11 protein-coding genes are annotated in these 15658 nt (G+C 73.6%); 5 read left to right on the plus strand and 6 right to left on the minus strand.

The features are described from left to right. From V6U77_RS25960 to ftsY, 3 genes are all read right to left on the minus strand, one after another. Positions 1 to 1381: ammonium transporter (locus V6U77_RS25960; RefSeq protein WP_334609330.1), on the minus strand; the 1381-nt coding region annotated here is incomplete at its 3' end. Positions 1382 to 1578: 197 nt separating this feature from the next. Next, positions 1579 to 2442 carry an aminoglycoside phosphotransferase family protein gene (locus tag V6U77_RS25965; protein ID WP_172896564.1) on the minus strand — a complete coding sequence of 288 codons (864 nt, stop codon included), beginning with the start codon at positions 2440 to 2442 and terminating at the stop codon, positions 1579 to 1581. A 7-nt stretch (positions 2443 to 2449) separates the two neighbouring features. Beyond that, entirely contained in the window at positions 2450 to 3637 is a 1188-nt protein-coding gene (gene ftsY, locus V6U77_RS25970) for a signal recognition particle-docking protein FtsY (RefSeq protein ID WP_334609331.1), read from the minus strand. Positions 3638 to 3787: 150 nt separating this feature from the next. Between ftsY and V6U77_RS25975 the strand changes: the two genes are divergently transcribed. The 5 genes from V6U77_RS25975 (at position 3788) to V6U77_RS25995 (ending at position 10596) form a co-directional block, all read left to right on the plus strand. After that, entirely contained in the window at positions 3788 to 5500 is a 1713-nt protein-coding gene (locus tag V6U77_RS25975; RefSeq protein WP_334609333.1) for an alkaline phosphatase D family protein, read from the plus strand. Between the two features lie 124 nt (positions 5501 to 5624). Next, on the plus strand, positions 5625 to 6146 hold the full coding sequence (locus V6U77_RS25980) for a DinB family protein (protein ID WP_334609334.1): 522 nt from the start codon (positions 5625 to 5627) through the stop codon (positions 6144 to 6146). A gap of 123 nt (positions 6147 to 6269) precedes the next feature. Then, the gene (locus V6U77_RS25985) at positions 6270 to 6653 is read left to right on the plus strand and encodes a hypothetical protein (RefSeq protein ID WP_334609335.1); all 384 of its coding nucleotides are present in this window, start codon (positions 6270 to 6272) and stop codon (positions 6651 to 6653) included. Next, positions 6650 to 9232 carry a caspase, EACC1-associated type gene (locus V6U77_RS25990; RefSeq protein WP_334609336.1) on the plus strand — a complete coding sequence of 861 codons (2583 nt, stop codon included), beginning with the start codon at positions 6650 to 6652 and terminating at the stop codon, positions 9230 to 9232. The genes V6U77_RS25985 and V6U77_RS25990 overlap by 4 nt, the downstream gene beginning before the upstream one ends. Further along, a complete protein-coding gene (locus tag V6U77_RS25995; RefSeq protein ID WP_334609337.1) occupies positions 9232 to 10596 on the plus strand; it encodes an extracellular solute-binding protein in 1365 nt (454 codons plus the stop codon). The genes V6U77_RS25990 and V6U77_RS25995 overlap by 1 nt, the downstream gene beginning before the upstream one ends. A gap of 52 nt (positions 10597 to 10648) precedes the next feature. Here V6U77_RS25995 and V6U77_RS26000 read toward each other — a convergent pair whose 3' ends face one another. The 3 genes from V6U77_RS26000 to V6U77_RS26010 all read right to left on the minus strand — a co-directional run bounded on the left by V6U77_RS26000 (position 10649) and on the right by V6U77_RS26010 (position 15414). Continuing rightward, entirely contained in the window at positions 10649 to 11269 is a 621-nt protein-coding gene (locus V6U77_RS26000; protein WP_334609338.1) for an HAD family hydrolase, read from the minus strand. After that, positions 11269 to 14880 (minus strand): chromosome segregation protein SMC, encoded by a 3612-nt coding sequence (gene smc, locus V6U77_RS26005; protein WP_334609339.1) that lies wholly within the window; start codon positions 14878 to 14880, stop codon positions 11269 to 11271. Before smc ends, V6U77_RS26000 begins: the two co-directional genes overlap by 1 nt. 339 nt (positions 14881 to 15219) lie before the next feature. After that, positions 15220 to 15414 carry a hypothetical protein gene (locus V6U77_RS26010; protein WP_334609340.1) on the minus strand — a complete coding sequence of 65 codons (195 nt, stop codon included), beginning with the start codon at positions 15412 to 15414 and terminating at the stop codon, positions 15220 to 15222. Positions 15415 to 15658: the final 244 nt, after the last annotated feature.

Below are 15658 nucleotides of genomic sequence, written 5' to 3' on the forward strand. Positions count from 1 at the left end.
CGGGCTCGGCGGGCGCGCCCGCCGGTGCCGTCGCCGGCCGGGCGCCGGCCAGCCCGGCCATGGCGAACGCGCTGCCCCCGCCGCTGCCGGCGGCCGGCGACAGGTCGTAGCCGCTCTCGGCGTGCTCGGCGATGTCGATCCCGCCGACCTCGTCCTCGCCCCGGAGGCGGAAACCGATCGTCTTGTCGATCGCGAAGGCCAGCGCCCAGGCCACCGCGAAGGACCAGGCCGTGACGATCAGGCCGGCCAGGGCCTGCCGGCCGAGCTGGGTGACCCCGCCGCCGTAGAAGAGCCCGTCGGAGGCGCCGATCACGTCGCCGATCGCCCCGTTGACCGAGTTGGTGGCGAAGAGGCCGAGCCAGAGCGAGCCGATCCAGCCGCCGACGAAGTGCACGCCGACCACGTCGAGCGAGTCGTCGTAGCCGAGCCTGTACTTGAGGCTGATCGCCAGCGCGCAGACCGCCCCGGCGACCAGGCCGAGCAGCACCGCCGCCCAGGGCGCGACGAAACCGCACGCCGGGGTGATGGCCACCAGGCCGGCGACGGCGCCGGACGAGGCGCCGACCAGGGTCGGCCTGCCGTCCTTGATCCATTCGACGACGATCCAGCCGAGCACCGCGGCGGCCGTGGCGAGCTGCGTGTTGACGAAGGCCAGGCCGGCGACCGAGTCGACGGTGAGCTCGGAACCGGCGTTGAAGCCGAACCAGCCGAACCAGAGCAGCCCGGCGCCGAGCGCGACGAGCGGGATGTTGTGCGGCTTCATGCCCTCCCGGGGCCAGCCGAGCCGCTTGCCCAGCACCAGCGCCAGCGCCAGGGCCGCCGCGCCGGCGTTGATGTGCACGGCGGTGCCGCCGGCGAAGTCGAGCGCGTGCAGGTCGCCGCCGATGATGCCGCCGCCCCACACCCAGTGCGCGACCGGGAAGTAGACCAGCGTCGCCCAGCCGAACGCGAACAGCAGCCAGCCGGCGAACTTCGCCCGGTCGGAGACGGCGCCGCTGATCAGCGCGACGGTGATCACGGCGAACATCATCTGGAAGGCCATGAACACGTAGAGCGGGACGCCGATGCCGCTCGGGTTCTCCGCCGTCGCGCCCCAGAGGTCGGTCTCGGCGAGGAAGGTCTTGGTGCCGAGGTAGGCGCCCGGGTCGCCCCAGAGCCCGTTGACATCACCGCCGAAGGCGATGCTGAAACCGTAGAACCACCACAGAACGGAGATGAGCCCGATCGCGGAGAAGCTCATCATCATCATGTTCAGTACACCCTTGGCCCGGTTCAGGCCGCCGTAGAACAGCGCCAGTCCGGGCGTCATGAGCAGCACGAGCGCCGTCGACACCAGCAACCAGACGGTGTTGCCGGAATCGATCGTGGGTGCCTCGGGCACGCTGGCCTCCTAAAGGTGAAGTTCCCTCCTTCACGGCTTCCGGGGCAGCGTCGCCCGTACGCCGGATGTGCGGAAGCCTGCTCGCTCCCTGTTTCCCCCGGCGTCACCCGTCGATTTCGGGTCGGTGACGGCGTGTTTCCGACGTGTGAAGGGAACCTCACCGCCGGCGCGGGGCGGCACCCGGCGGTACGGGCGACTCAACGCAGCGCGTACTCCAGGGCGTTGCGCTCGTAGTCGAGCAGCCGCAGGTCGCGCATCGGCCGGCGCAGGTGCCCCTTGTGCACGATCCGGACGAAGGCCGGCTCACCGGCGGCGGCCATCCGGCGGATGCCCTCCACGTGGTCCACGATCCGCTTGCGGATGGTGCGGATCAGCCGGTGCCGGTCGCGGGGGATCAGCCCGTAGGCGTCGGCGAAGAGGCGCAGCCGGCGCGGCCGGTCGGGGTGCTTCCAGCCGAGCGTGATCGAGTCCCGGTCGGAGAAGATCGGCACCCAGGTCCAGGCCGCGTACGCCACGTCGTAGATCCGGGCGCCGGGCGAGGCGAGGTCGAAGTCGATCAGCCCGAGGGTGCCGTCGGGCCGCCAGATCACGTTGTGCGGGGCGGCGTCGTGGTGGCAGATCACCTCGGTGTCCGGCGGCGGCGGGCCGAACGAGCGCCACACCGCCCCGGGCGGCGGGACGAAGCCGTACTGGGCGTCGTGGAACATCCGCAGCATGGTGGCGACGGTCACCAGCGCCTCGTCGGTGACCCAGTGCGGGGCCAGCGGGTATTCCCCGCACTCCCCCTCCAGGTACGACAGGACCTCCCGGTTGCGCTCGTCCATGCCGAGCGCGCGGGGCGCCCCGGTGAAGCCCACGTATTCCAGGTGGCGCAGCAGGGCGTGCACGGAGGGCGTCCACGGCCCGGCGTTGCGCCGGACCGTGTCGCCGACCCGGACCACGGTGCTGACGTTCCCGCCGTGCAGCGGGATCTCCTGCGAAGTCACGTACGGTCTCCCGAGGCGCGGCGACGGGTGGCTGGGGTCGCGCCAGCCGGCGTAGGCGCGATCGTCGGTCGTCACTGCGAGGTTACGCGTCCCGGGCGAGCGGCTCGGTACCGAGCAGCGCGTCGACGAACTGTGCGGGGTCGAACGGGGCCAGGTCGTCCTTGCCCTCGCCGAGCCCGACCAGCTTGACCGGGATGCCCAGCTTGCGCTGCACGGCGATCACGATGCCGCCCTTGGCGGTGCCGTCGAGCTTGCTGAGCACGACGCCGGTCACGTTGACCACCTCGGTGAAGACGCGGGCCTGCTCCAGCCCGTTCTGCCCGGTGGTGGCGTCGAGGATCAGCAGCGTCTCGTCGATCGGGCCGTGCTTCTCCACCACCCGCTTGACCTTGCCCAGCTCGTCCATCAGGCCGATCTTGTTCTGCAGCCGGCCGGCGGTGTCGATCAGCACGGTGTCGACGCCGGTCTCGATGCCCCGCTTGACGGCGTCGAAGGCCACGCTGGCCGGGTCGGCCGCCTCCGGCCCGCGGACGGTCTCCGCCCCGACCCGTCCGCCCCAGGTCTCCAGCTGGTCCGCGGCGGCGGCCCGGAAGGTGTCGGCCGCGCCGAGCAGCACGGTGCGCCCGTCGGCGACGAGCACCCGGGCGATCTTGCCGCAGGTGGTGGTCTTGCCCGCGCCGTTGACGCCGACGACCAGCAGCACCGCCGGCACGCCCTCCTTGGGCGCGGTCCGCAGCGACCGGTCCAGGGTCGGGTCGAGCGCGTTGACCAGCTCGGCGGCGAGCAGGGCCCGCAGCTCGTTCGCGGAGCGGGTGCCGAGGACGCGGGTCCGCTCGCGCAGCCGGTCGACGATCTCCCGCGTGGCGTCGATGCCGACGTCGGCAGTGATCAGGCTGTCCTCGATCTCCTCCCACGCGTCCTCGTCGAGGTGGTCGCGGCTGAGCAGGCCGAGCAAACCCTTGCCGAAGGAGTTCTGCGAGCGGGACAGCCGCGAGCGCAGCCGGACCAGCCGCCCGGCGGTCGGCTCGGGCACCTCCAGCACCGGGGCCGGGGCCTCGACGACCGGCGGTTCCACCAGGATCCCGGTGGACAGTTCGGCCTCCGGCGCCTCCACCGGCGGGCCGGCCAGGTCCTCCTCGGCCCGGGTGTCGACCTCCGTCTCGGGCAGCGGCGGCTCCGGTCGCCGGCGCAGCCGCGGCACGACCAGCCCGATGCCGCCAAGGATCAGCACGCCGAGCAGGGCGAGCGCGATGAGGAGGTATTCGGTCATGCCGGAATCCTGTCAGATGCCGGCGGAGCTGTCCCAGCCACCGCTCCCGACCGGGTCCGCGGAAGCCGGCGGTAGGCTCGGTCACAGCCAGCAGTGGTGCGACCGCCGGCCGGGTAGTAAAGATGAAGTCCGCTCATCTGGAGGTCGACCATGCCCGCGGCACACCTGCTCATCGGCCCGTTGCTCCGCAGGGTGGTCGGCACGAGGGCCACCATCTGGGTCGAGACCAGCGCGCCCGCGGTGGTCACCGTCCGCACCGCCGACGGCGCCGGCGGCACCGCCCCCACCTTCTCGGCGTACGAGCACCACTACGCGCTCGTCGTGGTGGAGGGGCTCACCCCCGACAGCGCCACCAGCTACGAGGTGCTGATCGACGACGAGGTCGCCTGGCCGGTGCCGAAGAGCACGTTCCCGCCCAGCGTGATCCGCACCCGGGCGGCCGACGACCTCGACCAGCCCGTCCGGATGGTCTTCGGCTCCTGCCGGGAGACCACCCAGCACGCCACCACCCGGCGGCTGCCCCCGGACGCCCTCGACGCGTACGCCCGACGGCTGATGGCCGACCCGGACCCGGCCGACGTGCCCGACCTGCTGGTGCTCCTCGGCGACCAGGTCTACGCGGACGTGACCTCCCCCACGGTCCGGCGGCTGCTGAAGCGGCGCCGCCGGCGGCCCAAGGGCGCGCCGGGCGACCAGGTGGTCAGCTTCGACGAGTACACGAAGCTCTACCTGGAGTCCTGGCGGGACCCGGAGATCCGCTGGCTGTTCTCCACCGTGCCGAGCGTGATGATCTTCGACGACCACGAGGTCATCGACGACTGGAACACCTCGGCCGCCTGGCGCTCGGACATGCGCGAGCAGCCCTGGTGGGCGGAGCGGATCGCCAGCGGCCTCGCCTCGTACTGGGTCTACCAGCACCTGGGCAACCTCTCCCCCGACGAGATCGCCGCCGACCCGGTCTACGCCAAGGTCGTCGCGGCGGAGGACGCCACGGGCGTGCTGCGCGAGTTCGGCCAGCGGGTCGACACCGAGGCCGACCTCGCCCACGACACCGAGCGGTGGCGGGCCGTGCAGTACCAGTGGAGCTACGCGCTGGACCTGGGCCGGACCCGGCTGGTCATGCTCGACAACCGGTGCAGTCGGGTGCTGGCAGCCGGCCAGCGGGCGATGCTGCCCCCGGGCGAGTGGTCGTGGTTCCTGGACCGGGCGCACGGCGTCTACGACCACCTCGTGGTCGGCGCGTCCCTGCCCTGGCTGCTGCCGCCGGGCATCCACCACGTGGAGGCGTGGAACGAGAAGCTGGCCGACTCGCGGCGGCGCTGGGTCGCCGGGCTGTCGGAGAAGCTGCGCCGGGGACTCGACCTGGAGCACTGGGCCGCCTTCCGCCGCTCGTTCGAAGGCCTGGGCGCGCTCTTCGCCCGCCTCGGCAGTGGCACCCCCGGCGAGTCCGGCGAGCGCGTCGGGGCCGGCCCGGCGTACGCGCCGCCCGCGTCGATCAGCGTGCTCTCCGGCGACGTGCACCACTCGTACGTGGCGCGGGCGCGGTTCGACGACCGGAGCGTGGTCACCCCGGTGCACCAGCTCACCTGCTCGCCCATCCACAACCAGGTGCCCGCCGGGATGCGGCCGCTGATGAAGCTCGGCTGGTCGCCCGGGCCGTCCGGGGCCACCCGGGCCCTCGCCCGCACCGCCGGGGTGCGCCGCCCGCCCTTCCGCTGGAAGCGGCTGGCCGGACCGTACTTCGGCAACGCGGTCGCCACGCTGGTGCACGCCGGCCGGACGGCCGAGGTGACCATCGAGGGCACCACCAGCGACGGGCACCTGCGCGAGGTCATGCGGCAACGCCTGACGCCCGGCGGGTGAGCCGCCCGCCGGGCCCCGGCCGGCCCGCCCGCGGCGGGCGGGCCACCGCCCACGCGCCGCCGGTGCCCGCGGCACCCCGGTAACCCCCTCGCGGTTGTCGGGGGTGCCGGCCAGGATGACGGGCATGACCTGGCGAGCACCGGAGATCACCCGGACCCCTGAGCCCTACGTCGGCGACGAACGCACCATGCTGGAGGGCTGGCTGGACTACCACCGGCAGACCCTGCTGCTCAAGTGCGCCGGGCTGACCGCCGAGCAGCTTTGCACGCCGAGCGTGGAGCCCTCGGGGCTCACCCTGCTCGGTCTGGTCCGGCACCTGGCCGAGGTGGAGGCCTGGTGGTTCCGGGAGAACTTCGCCGGCCAACAGGTCGACTACCCCTACTTCACCCCCGAGAACCCGGACGCCGACCACGACGTCGGCGCCGCCGACGCCGAGGCCGACTTCGCCACCTTCCACCGGGAGGTCGCGCTGGCCCGCGCCGCCGTCGCCGGCCGCTCGCTCGACGAGACCTTCACCGAGGTCGGCCCGAAGCGCCGGACGTTCAACCTGCGCTGGGCCTACGTGCACATGATCGAGGAGTACGCCCGGCACAACGGCCACGCCGACCTGCTCCGCGAACGCATCGACGGGGTGACCGGGGAGTGAGCCGGCCCGGCGGGGTCACCGTGCGGACGGGGTGTCGACGGCCCACCGGCGGCCCCACCGGGGACGGAACTCCCGCACGGAGCGTGACCGGGAGGTGTGCGGACAGCTGCTACCGTTCGATGGATGGACACGGTCGTGGCGCGGTTCACCACAGTGGATGGTGACGAGGACGGGACGGAGGAAGCAGCGGGTCGGCTGCTTCAGGAGCTGCGGCAGGCGGACGGCGTCGTCTCCCTCGGCCGGGCGGCGTCCGGGGCGGCCCCACCGAGCGGTGCCCGGGCGGGCGAGTTGGTCGAGTTGGGCACGCTGCTCGCCGCACTGGTGGCACACGCCGACGTGGTGAGCGGCGTGCTCCGTGTCGTCGGTGACTGGCAGTCCCGACGCGGTCGCGGCCGGGTCGAGGTGCGGATCGGCGAAGACGCGCTGATCCTCGACGACGCCACCGCCGACCAGCAACGGCGACTCACCGACGCCTTCATCGACCGGGTGTTCCCGACCGCCCGATGAGACACGCGCTGATCATCGCGAACGGGGTCTACGCGGAGAAGGAGTTCGACGACCTTCCCGGCACCGTCCGGGACGCCGACTCACTCCGTGAAGTGCTCAAGGACCCGGAGATCGGCGCCTTCGACACGGTGACGGTGCTGCGGAACCGGCCGATCCGCGACATCGGCCTCGCCGTCGCCAAGCACTTCGGCGAGGGGCGGCCCGAGGACGTCCTGCTCCTGCACATCTCGGCCCACGGCAAGAAGGACGACGACGGCCGGCTCTTCTTCGCCGCGTCCGACTCCAGCAGCCGGGCCACCGAGCTTCGCTACACCGCGTTGTCGGCGGAGCACGTCCAGCACGAGATGGCCCGGAGCCTGGCGAGACAGATCATCGTCCTGCTCGACTGCTGCTACAGCGGCGCCTTCGCGCGCGGCCTGCGCAGCCGGGGAGTGCCCGACCTGGCCGAGCCGTTCCGCGGGCGGGGGCACGTGGTCATCACCGCGTGCACCAGCAACGAGTTCAGCCACGAGGACGAGCAGGGCGTCTTCACCCGGGCGGTCGTCGAAGGGCTGCGCACCGGAGAGGCCGACAGCAACGGCGACGGCGTCGTCGACACCGAAGAGTTGCACCGGTACGCGGCCAGGGTGCTCCGCAGGGCGGAGCACCGGCAACGGCCCACGCTCTCGTCGTACCGGCGGGAGGGCATCATCGCGGTCGGCTGGGTCCCGGGACGCAGGCCGGCGGACCAGGGCCGACCGAGCGTCCCGCCCGCGGGTCGTCCCACTCCCCGGCGGCCGCGGGACCGACTCGTCCCGCTGCCGGACTGGCCCCCGCTGCACGGTGCGCTGCCGCGCCGGGTCGTCCTGCCCCTCCTCGCGGTCTGCGCCCTGCTGGTCGGGTCCACCGGCCACGCCGACCCGACCGGCACGGCCTCCACCGGATGTCACCAGCCGACGCGGATACGGGTGGCCACCTCCGTCGCGGGTCATCTCCCCTACCAGGAGGTGGCCGACGCGTTCGAACGGTGGAGCGCGCGGCGCACCGGCGGCTGCCCGTCCGCGCGGATCTACCTCTTCCCCGCTTCCGACGAGGATCTGCGGGCAGGCATCAGGGCCGGCTGGGGCTCGTCCGGCGAGCCGGACCACCGCTTCCTGCGGGACGTCGGACCACACCCGGACCTCTGGCTGCCAGAGTCCGCCAGCGAGCTGGACCGGCTGGGCGGGGCCGGGGCCGGCGTGGTCACCGAGGTCCAGCCCGTCGCGTGGTCACCCCTGGTCCTCGGTGTGCCGACGGGTCGGCTCGCCGGCGCGGACGCCGATCACCGCGCCATGACGATGGCCTGGCCGGAACTGTTTCGGCGAGCCGTCCGGTCGGGTCCCGACGGCGACGGGTGGGGCGTGGTGCGGGCGGACCCGAAGTCGTCGGCGGTGGGCCGGCTGGCCACCCACGCGCTCTACCTCGACCGGGGAGAGCTCATCCCCGCGTCGCAGGCCCGGCAGCGCGTGGAGCAGTTCCTGGACCGCAGCCTCGACGCCGGCTCGTATCCGATCGGCGACGACGTCGCGGTGCTGTGCCGCCAGCGGATCCTCGCCGCGACCGCGCCGGCGGGCCGCACGCCCGCCGTGATCCTCACCGAACAGTCGCTGGTCCGCTACAACCAGGGTCTGCCGATCGGCGCCAGCTGCACCACCCGCCACGTGCCCCCGAGAGCGGAGCGTCTACAGGCGTTCTATCCGGCAGACTCACCCGTCCTCTTCTCCTCGGTCGCCCGACTCCGCTGGCCGGACGCCGTGCAGGGCGAGCGCGTCCGGGCGGCCGCCAACACGTTCGTCCGCTGGCTGGCCAGCGAGGACGACGGCAAGCAGGCGTTGCTGCGGGCGGGCCTCCGCCCGGCCGGCCACGACATCGGCGCGCCGGTGGACAACACCAACGGGGCGCTGCGGGAATGGCCGTTCGGCCTGCCCCGGCCGCTCAGGGAGGCGCTGGTCACCGACCAGGACCGGGCCCGGCGCATCCACCTCGACGCGCACCGGCCCGGGCGGGTGCTGGTGGCGCTGGACGCCTCCGGCTCGATGCGCAGCCCGAGCGAGGACCGGCGCAGGACCCGCTTCGAGGTGGCGGTCGACGGGGTGGGACGGTCCGTGGAGCAGATGGGGCGGCGGGACGAGTTCGGCCTCGTCACCTTCTCCACCGCCGCCGGCAACTCCCGGCAGCTGGTGCCGATCGGCCACCCGGGCGTGGTGCGGGCCGCCAGCCTGCGCGCGGCGCTCCAGCGGGTCCGGCCGTCCGGGGACACGCCGCTGTACCGGACCCTGCGGCAGGGTGTCACCCAGCTGCGGGCCGGCGACGGCGACCCCCTGCGCGCCCTCGTGGTGCTCACCGACGGCCAGGACACCAGCGGGCAGCCGGCTCCGCCCGTCGCGGCCCTGGCCGGTGTGCGGCTCTACGTGCTCGCCGTCGGCGACGTCGCCTGCGCCGGCTCCACGCTCGACCGTCTCGCCCGGGGCACCGGTGGCGACTGTTACGACACCCGCGCCGACAGCATCGACGACGTGCTGAGCCGGCTGTTCGCCGCGCTCTGGGAAGGAGCGCAGTGATGTCGGAGACCGAGGACCCGGCGCCGGAGCGGCGCGACGGCCGCCGGGGCCGGTGGTTGCCGTTCTGGCTCGGCAACCTCAGCGGCCTGCTGGTGGCCAGCCTGCTGTTCGTCCTGCTGCCGATCGTCGACGGTCCCGAGGACCTGGAGCCCGGCGAGCTCGTGATCATCAGCGGCCGCGACGACAGCGTGGGCGGTCAACGACAGGCGCTCATCGACCTGTGGAACGCCTCGCACCCGCGCAACCAGGCCAGGATCGTCTCGTTGTCGGAGGCCTCGGACGGCCAGCACGCGGAGATGGTCAACCGGGCCCAGGACGACGCGGACATCGACGTGTTCAACCTCGACGTCACCTGGACCGCCGAGTTCGCCGACAAGGACCTGCTGCGGCCCGTCGACGAGTCACGGCTGGTCGACCGCCCGGACGAGGTCTTCCTGAAGAACCCCCTGAGCACCTGCCGCTACGACGACGACCTGTGGGCCCTGCCCTTCAACACCGACGCCGGACTGCTGTTCTACCGCACCGACCTCGGGCTGCAGCCGCCGTTCGCGTGGCCGGAGATCGAGCGCGAGTCGGCCCGGCTGCTGGGGGCGAAGGTGCCCGGGCTGGAGGCCGGCTACACCAGCCAGCTCGCGGACTACGAGGGGCTCACCGTCAACACGCTGGAGGCCCTCTGGGCCGTCGGCGGTGATCTGCGCGTCGACGGAGAAGGCCGCGTGTCGGTCGACCAGGACCGGTTCGCCGACGCACTGCGGTCCTTGGCCCCGGCGGGTGTGGTCGCTCCCGCCGCCGGACCGTCAGTGGTGTCGCCGAAGGCGCTCACGCAGAACGAGGCCCGCAGTCGCGAGGCGTTCCGGGCGGGGGAGGTCGCCTTCATGCGCAACTGGCCGGTCGCGTACCGGCAGCTCACGGACGCCGATGCCCCCACCGCACCCGCGACGCCGTCGGCCGCGACGGTCCGCTTCGGCGTCGAGGCGCTGCCGGGGCCGAGCGTGCTGGGCGGGCAGAACCTGGCGGTCGCCCGCCGCAGCCAGCAGCCCCGGGCCGCCCAGGCGCTGATCGCGTTCCTCACCGGGGAGCAGAGCCAACGGATGCTGTTCGAGCGCGGCGGGTTCGCCGCGACGCGGGACGTCGTCTATTCGGAGGCGGCGATCAAGGCGAAGCATCCGTACGTCGACAAGCTGCGGGCCGCCGTCGACACCGCTCGACTCCGCCCCGTGTCGCCTCACTACGTCCACTTCAGCCGGGTGTTGCGCGGCTACGTCCGCACCGTGCTGACCGGCGGCGCGCTCCCGTCCGACCTCGACGAACGGCTCAGCGAGGCGCTCCGGGGAGGCACCCCGACGGCACCGGCCCAGGACTAGCCTCCGCCGCCGGTACCCGGTGCGCCGGGGACGCGCCGCTGGCGCACAGACCTCAGTACGCCAGGGCCGCCCGCGCGTACCGCAGGTCGGCCGGGCCGCTCCACCGCAGCGCCGACAACCCGGCGACGCGGGCGCCCCGGATCGCCCAGTCCTCGTCGTCGACGAAGAGCACCCGCCCGGGCGGGGTCGCCAGGGCGTCGCAGGCCGCCTGGAAGTACTCCTTGGCCGGCTTGTTCACCCCGACCTCGGAGGAGTTGACCACCACGTCGAACTCGCCCACCAGCCCGAGCGCGGCGAGGTCGGCGTCGAGCAGGTCGGTGGCGTTCGTGCCGAGCCCCACCCGGATGCCGCCGGCCCGCGCCTCGCGGATGAAGGCGAGCACCTCGGGGTCCACCTCGCCCCGGTAGCGCTGCCACTGCTCCACTGCGGCCCGGGCCCGCTCGGGACCGCCCACGGAGTCCGCCAGCGCGTCGGCCACGCTGGTCATCCAGTCGGCGTGGCTGACCCGCCCGGTCAGCACCGGCTGGAGCCGCCCCCACTGCATGGCGATCTCGGTGAGTACGCCCTCGGACAGCCCGTACTCCCGCTCCACCCCGGCGGCCACCGTCGGGTCCCACCGGCGCAGGACGCCGTCGAAGTCCACCAGGAGCGCCGTCGCCCGTTCCCGACCCACTACTCGTTCTCCTCGCCGCGGCCACGCCGCTCGTCTCCGTCGGCCCGGTTGAGCCGCTGGCTGATCACCTGGGTCACCCCGTTGCGCATGGTCACGCCGTACAGGGCGTCGGCGACCTCCATCGTCCGCTTCTGGTGCGTGATGACGATGAGCTGGCTCTTCTCCCGCAACTGGGCCAGCAGCGTGATCAGCCGTCCCAGGTTGACGTCGTCGAGCGCCGCCTCCACCTCGTCCATGATGTAGAACGGGCTCGGCCGGGCCCGGAAGATGGCCACCAGCATCGCCACCGCGGTCAGCGAACGCTCGCCGCCGGAGAGCAGCGACAGTCGCTTGATCTTCTTGCCGGGCGGGCGGGCCTCGACCTCGACGCCGGTGGTGAGCAGGTCGTCGGGGTCGGTGAGCACCAGCCGCCCCTCGCCCCCGGGGAAGAGCACGGTGAAGACCTGCTGGAACTCCCGGGCGGTGTCGGCGAACGCGCTGGCGAAGACCTCCAGGATCCGGTCGTCGACGTCCTTGACCACGGTGAGCAGGTCGCGGCGGGTGGCCTTGAGGTCCTCCAGCTGCTCGGTGAGGAACTTGTAGCGCTCCTCCAGCGCGGCGAACTCCTCCAGGGCCAGCGGGTTCACCTTGCCGAGCAGGGCCAGTTCCCGTTCCGCCTTGGCGGCGCGCTTCTCCTGCACCGGCCGCTCGTAGCGGACGGGCTCGGGCACCGGCAGGCCGTCGCGTTCGGCCGCCGCCACGTCGGCCTGGGTGGGCGGGACGGGCTGGGTCGGGCCGTACTCGGCGACGAGGGTCTCCACGTCCAGGCCGAAGTCCTCGGCGGCCTTCGCCTCCAGCTGCTCGATGCGCAGCCGCTGCTCGGCGCGGGCCACCTCGTCGCGGTGCACCTGGCTGGTCAGCCGCTCCAGCTCCGCGCCGAGCCGCTTGGCCGCGCCGCGTACCTCCTGGAGCTCGGCCTCGCGGGCGGCGCGCTCGCGCGCCACGGCGTCGCGGTGCTCCTCGGCCGCGGCGATGGAGGTGGTCAGGCGGGTGAGGGCCTCCCGGGCTCCGCCCGTGACGGCCCGGGCGATCCCCGCGCCCCGGGCGCGCGCCGCCCGCCGCGCCGCCGCGCGTTCCCGCGCGGCCCGCTCGGCGGTGGCCTGCCGGCGCAGCGAGTCCGCGCGGCCGGCGATCGAGGAGACCCGTTCCTCGGCGGTACGCACCGCGAGCCGGACCTCCATCTCGTTCTGCCGCGCCTGCGGCACCATCGCGGCGAGCTGGTCGCGTTCCTCCGTGGAGGGTTCCGCGTCGACGGGGGTCTCCTCGGCCAGCCGAAGCCGCTCCTCCAGCTCGGCCAGGGTCAGCAGGTCCCGCTCCCGGGCGGCCTCCGCGCGGGCCCGCGACTCGCCGAGCCGGTCGGTCTCCGCCTTCGCGGAGCGGGCCGCCGCGCCCAGCTCGGCCAGGCGGCGGGCGGCGGCGTTGCGGTGGCTCTCCGCCTCCCGCTTGGCGGCGGCGGCGTGCTGCACCGTCTCCTTGGCGGCGGCCACCTCGGCGCGGGCGTCGACGAGCTGTTCGCGCAGCTCCGCGCCGGCGCGCTCGGCGGCGAGGCGGTTCGACCGGGCCTCCTCGACGGCGGCCTGCACCTCGATGAAGCTGGGCGCCTTGGCCGACCCGCCGGCCGCCGCGTACGCGCCCACCACGTCCCCGTCGGGGGTGACGGCGCGCAGCTCCGGGTTGCCGGCGACCACCTCGGCCGCCGCCGCGAGGTCGTCGACCAGCGCCACGTCGCGCAGCGCCCGGTGCACCGCGGGGCGGATCTGCGGGGAGCACTCGACCAGGTCGGGCGCCCAGCGGGCGCCGTCGGGCAGCTTCGGCCGCAGCGCGTCGGCGGAACCGTCCATGCCCGGGCCGGCGGGGCTGCCGACCAGCAGGCCGGCGCGGCCGGCGTCGGAGATCTTCAGCAGCCGCATGGCCTCGACGGCCTCGTCGACGCCGCTGACCGCGACCGCGTCGGCGAGCCCGCCGAGGGCGGCGGCGAGCGCGGCCTCCTGCCCGGGGGCGACGGTGAGCAGCCCGGCCAGGCTGCCCAGCAGGCCCGGGACCTCGTCGGCGCGGGCCAGCAGCGCGCCCGCGCCGTCCTTGCGGCGCAGGCCGAGGGCGAGCGCCTCCTCCCGGGCCTTCCAGGTCGCGGCGTCCTTCTCCGCCGCCCGCTCCGCGTCGGTCAGCGACCGCACGGTGGCCTGCGCCCGCTCCTGGGCGGCGACCGCCTCGGCGTGCCGGGCATCGAGGTCGGCGTTGTCCCGGTCGGCCTCGGTGGACTGCTCCGCGACGGCGTCGAGTTCGGCCTGGGCCTGGTCGGCCCGGGCCAGCGCGTCGGTGTGTGCGGCGGCGAGCCGTTCGATCTCCTCGCCGGCGCTGGTGGTCCGGGCCCGGGCGGAGTTGACCTGACCGGTCAGCCGGGCCAGGCCCTCCCGCCGGTCCGCGATCGCCTTGGCCGCGGCGACCAGCTCGCGTTCGGCGGCGGCGAGCTGCCGCTCCAACTCCTGGCGGTGCTCGACGGCCTCGGCCAACCGGATCTGGTCGTCGGTGAGCGCGGCGCGCAACTCCTCCTCCTGCTCCCGGATCCGCTCGGCCTCGGCCTCCAACTGGTCGGGGTCGCGACCGGGGCGCTCGTCGTCCCCGCCGGCGCTGAGGTGCCGCAGCCGTTCCCGGGCGAGCTGCTCGATGGAGCGGAACCGCTCGGAGAGGGCCGAGAGCTTGTACCAGGTGTCCTGGGCGGCGGCCAGCAGCGGCGCATCCTCGGCGAGGGCCGCCACCAGCTCGCCGAGGCGCGCCTGCACCTCGGTGTGCTCGGCCTCGACCTGCTCGCGCCGCTCGCGCACCGCGGTCTCGTCGGCGATCTCCCGGTCGAGGGTGGCGCGCAGGGTGGCCAGGTCGTCGGCGAGCAGCCGCAGCCGGGCGTCGCGCAGGTTCGCCTGGATGGCCGCGGCGCGGCGGGCCACCTCCGCCTGCCGGCCCAGCGGCTTGAGCTGGCGGCGCAGCTCGGCGGTCAGGTCGGTGAGCCGGTTGAGGTTCGTCTGCATCGCGTCGAGCTTCCGCAGCGCCTTCTCCTTGCGCTTGCGGTGCTTGAGGACGCCGGCCGCCTCCTCGATGAACGACCGCCGGTCCTCCGGCTTGGCGTGCAGCATCCCGTCGAGCCGGCCCTGGCCGACGATGATGTGCATCTCCCGGCCGATGCCCGAGTCCGACAGCAGTTCCTGGATGTCGAGCAGCCGGCAGGAGTCGCCGTTGATCTCGTACTCGCTCTCGCCGGAGCGGAACATCCGGCGGGTGATCGACACCTCGGTGTACTCGATCGGCAGCGCGCCGTCGGTGTTGTCGATGGTGAGGGTCACCTCGGCCCGGCCCAGGGGGGCACGGCCGGCGGTGCCGGCGAAGATGACGTCCTCCATCTTGCCGCCGCGCAGCGCCTTGGCGCCCTGCTCGCCGAGCACCCAGGCGATGGCGTCGACGACGTTGGACTTGCCGGAGCCGTTGGGACCGACCACGCAGGTGATCCCGGGCTCCAGCTTCAGCGTCGTCGCGGAGGCGAAGGACTTGAATCCCTTCACCGTCAGGCTCTTGAGATGCACCTTCTCGATCCTCGTCCGGTGGCCGCCGTACCGTCGCCGGCTGCGCGGACCTGGGTGAACCCGCAGACTAACCCGGGACGGGGAACAGCCGGGCACTCGACCCGCCTGGCGACCGCCGGACCCTCGCCGGGGCCACACGGGCCCCTTCGCCGCCCCGGCTCTCCCGCGGGCCCGTCGGCGGGACGGGCGGCGGCTCGGGCGGCGCGGGATTCGTCCGGCGGCGCCACACAAGATCATTGATTGGGCACCGGCGAAATGGTGCGGACAGAGCTGCGCGCCGGCACAGAAGTGTCGGCGCGCTCTTTGTGCGTGGTGCGATTCAGTTTTGCGATCTGGAGATCAGGTCAGCGCGGGCTCGGCCAGACGGAGCAGATCATCCGCCTCCGCCGCAGCCGCCGCGAGCCGATCATTCTCGGCACGCAGTCGCGTGATCTCGAACTCCAGACCCCGAACCGTGGCACGCAGTCGGGTGACCTCGTCGAGCAGGCGCCGATCGGGCGCCGCACCTACGTGGCCGTACAGGGCCTTAGCCATGTTGACTCCTTGATATGCGCTGCCGGAAGGGCCGGCCAACGCGCGCCCAAATGTGTACGCGGCTGTCACCCCAGACGATTCTGGGCATGACCGGGCGCGACTGGCGACACCTACATATTGAGCCGACACCCCCTCATTCGTCAAGTTCTCGCAGGCCGTAGATCATTTCCACGTCGACCTGACCACTTGGCGGGGGGCTGCCACAAGGCGCGGACACACTCTGTCCGGACACCCTGACTCTACG

The sequence above is a fragment of the Micromonospora sp. CPCC 205546 genome (assembly GCF_036902715.1).
GTDB lineage: Bacteria > Actinomycetota > Actinomycetes > Mycobacteriales > Micromonosporaceae > Micromonospora.

What these genes read in the sequence shown, in the direction of transcription:
- V6U77_RS25985 (WP_334609335.1), top strand. Translation starts at nt 6,270, where the DNA reads ATGGACACGGTCGTGGCGCGGTTCACCACAGTGGATGGTGACGAGGAC.
- ftsY (WP_334609331.1), bottom strand. Translation starts at nt 3,637, where the DNA reads ATGACCGAATACCTCCTCATCGCGCTCGCCCTGCTCGGCGTGCTGATC.
- V6U77_RS25975 (WP_334609333.1), top strand. Translation starts at nt 3,788, where the DNA reads ATGCCCGCGGCACACCTGCTCATCGGCCCGTTGCTCCGCAGGGTGGTC.
- V6U77_RS25980 (WP_334609334.1), top strand. Translation starts at nt 5,625, where the DNA reads ATGACCTGGCGAGCACCGGAGATCACCCGGACCCCTGAGCCCTACGTC.
- V6U77_RS25990 (WP_334609336.1), top strand. Translation starts at nt 6,650, where the DNA reads ATGAGACACGCGCTGATCATCGCGAACGGGGTCTACGCGGAGAAGGAG.
- V6U77_RS25995 (WP_334609337.1), top strand. Translation starts at nt 9,232, where the DNA reads ATGTCGGAGACCGAGGACCCGGCGCCGGAGCGGCGCGACGGCCGCCGG.
- V6U77_RS26010 (WP_334609340.1), bottom strand. Translation starts at nt 15,414, where the DNA reads ATGGCTAAGGCCCTGTACGGCCACGTAGGTGCGGCGCCCGATCGGCGC.